Annotated in this window: 4 protein-coding genes; 2 read left to right on the plus strand and 2 right to left on the minus strand. The window is 66.8% G+C overall.

Annotated features, from left to right (window positions below; all coding sequences use genetic code 11):
* Window positions 1-26 precede the first annotated feature (26 nt).
* Entirely contained in the window at window positions 27-290 is a 264-nt protein-coding gene (locus ACXJKR_RS31000) for a BufA1 family periplasmic bufferin-type metallophore (protein ID WP_056202282.1), read from the minus strand.
* A gap of 100 nt (window positions 291-390) precedes the next feature.
* On the opposite strand from ACXJKR_RS31000, the gene ACXJKR_RS31005 reads away from it, so the two are divergent.
* Together ACXJKR_RS31005 and ACXJKR_RS31010 are read left to right on the plus strand one after the other, a co-directional pair.
* Window positions 391-981 (plus strand): sigma-70 family RNA polymerase sigma factor, encoded by a 591-nt coding sequence (locus ACXJKR_RS31005; RefSeq protein WP_057301160.1) that lies wholly within the window; start codon window positions 391-393, stop codon window positions 979-981.
* Window positions 978-1,172 (plus strand): anti-sigma factor family protein, encoded by a 195-nt coding sequence (locus ACXJKR_RS31010; protein ID WP_082532926.1) that lies wholly within the window; start codon window positions 978-980, stop codon window positions 1,170-1,172. Before ACXJKR_RS31005 ends, ACXJKR_RS31010 begins: the two co-directional genes overlap by 4 nt.
* Here ACXJKR_RS31010 and pcp read toward each other — a convergent pair whose 3' ends face one another.
* Entirely contained in the window at window positions 1,173-1,826 is a 654-nt protein-coding gene (gene pcp / locus ACXJKR_RS31015) for a pyroglutamyl-peptidase I (protein ID WP_056202277.1), read from the minus strand.
* Between the last annotated feature and the right edge of the window lie 111 nt (window positions 1,827-1,937).

The raw sequence follows: 1,937 nt of genomic DNA on the forward strand, positions 1-1,937 counted from the left end.
GCGCCGAGGTCATGGCGGTCAAGCCCTCACTTCTTCGCGGGCGCCTTGGTCGAGCCGCCTTCCTTTTCGCACGTGCCCTTGGCGACGTACTTCCATTCGTTGGCGTCCTTGTCGGCCTTGGACTGGCCGGCGCAGGAGTGGCTGCCATTGGCGGTGGCGCAGTCGTTCTGGCCGGCCTTGGCGATGCCGTAGCACTTTTCCTTGGCGGCATCGGCGGCCTGGGCCTGGGCAACCATGCCCAGGGACAGGGCGGCGGCAAGGGCGGAGGACACGAGGGCTTGGTTCTTCATGAGACAGGTCTCCAAAAGGTTGGGGGGTAAAAGGCGGCCGATCATCCGGCGGCAAGAACGWAGTCGCAAGACGCTGCCAAGTCCTTACACTGCCGCCGCCATGACCGCTCCAACCGCCTCAGCGGACTACTGCCGCCAGATCGAAGCCCTGCGCCCGCCGCTGCTGAAGTACGCGCGCCTGCAGCTGCGCAACCCCGCGTGGGCCGAGGATGCCGTCTCTGAAACCCTGCTCGCGGCGCTGGAGAAGCCCCAGGCCTTCGCGGGCAACAGCCAGCTCAAGACCTGGCTGGTCGGCATCCTCAAGCACAAGCTCGTCGACCAGATMCGCAAGAACAGCCGCGAGCTGTCCACCACCTGCAGCAGCGAAGACGGCGAGGACCTTGACGATCTGCTGTTCGCCAGCGACGGCCACTGGCGCGAGACCCAGCACGACTGGGGCAACCCCGAGGATTCGCTGCGCCAGGTCGACTTCATGAGGGTGCTGGAGGCCTGCGTCGAGAAGCTGCCGGGCCAGCAGGGGCGCCTGTTCATGATGCGGGAGTGGCTGGAGCTGGAATCGGACGAGATCTGTAAGGAACTGGCGATCACACCGACCAACTTGTGGGTCATGCTGCACCGGGCCCGGTTGAGGCTGCGGGACTGCCTGCAGGCCGGCTGGTTCGGCGGCGCGACCGCTGGAGGGGCGACTTGATCAAGCTGAAGATCACCTGCCGGGAGGCCACGCAGATCACGCTCAAGGCGGAAGATCGCAGCATGCCGCTGACCGAGCGACTGTCGCTGCGCCTGCACCACCGCATCTGCACCAACTGCCGGCGCTTTTACCGTCAGGTCGAGCTGATGCGCCAGGCCAGCGCGCGCTGGCGGCACTACACCGAGGACTGATCAGGCCACCGGTGCGCCCTCGTCGGGCAGGGCCGATGCCAGCGCTTCGTCGCCCTCCAGCGCAATCGCGATCGCCAGCTTGATGGCATCGATCTGAGCCGCCAGGCCCATGCTGGGCACCGTCGGCTGGGTGCGAGCCGCCTGCTCGGGCAGGGCCGGCACATGGATGAAGCCGCTCTTCACGCCAAGGCCAACGAGCCGGTGCTGGAGTTCGAAAAACACCTGGTTGCAGACAAACGCCCCCGCCGTCAACGACAGCCCCACCGGATGGCCGGCTGCGCGCAGCCCGTTGCGAATGGCCTTGACGGGCAGCGTCGAGAAATAGGCCGGTGGCGCGTCCGCCCGCACCGGCACATCCTGCGGGCGCTCGCCGGCGTTGTCGGCGATGCGCGCGTCGATGAGATTGACGGCCAAGCGTTCGATGGAAATCTCTGCCCGGCCGCTTGCAAGGCCCAGTGCGATGACGAGTCCGGGCTTGTGCACGGACAGCGCTTCAGCCAAGACTCTGGGAGCGCCGCCAAAGGTCGTCGGCAGGCAACGCGCCTGCACCGTCGCTCCGGCAATGATCTGGCCATGCAGCGATCGGGCCACTTCCCAGGACGGATTGATGGCCTCGCCGCCAAAGGGCTCGAAACCGGTGAGCAGGATGTTCATGGCCCCAATTGTGTCGTTTCATGTCGAAGCCGGGCGAGCCCGCGGCCCGTCGGTCTGCGGCGTCAGCATGGCGTTTTTCGGGGCCAGCGCGAGCGCCGCAGCCCTCCATAA

This window comes from Roseateles sp. P5_E11 (assembly GCF_054049355.1).

What these genes read in the sequence shown, in the direction of transcription:
- ACXJKR_RS31000 (WP_056202282.1), bottom strand. Translation starts at nt 290, where the DNA reads ATGAAGAACCAAGCCCTCGTGTCCTCCGCCCTTGCCGCCGCCCTGTCC.
- pcp (WP_056202277.1), bottom strand. Translation starts at nt 1,826, where the DNA reads ATGAACATCCTGCTCACCGGTTTCGAGCCCTTTGGCGGCGAGGCCATC.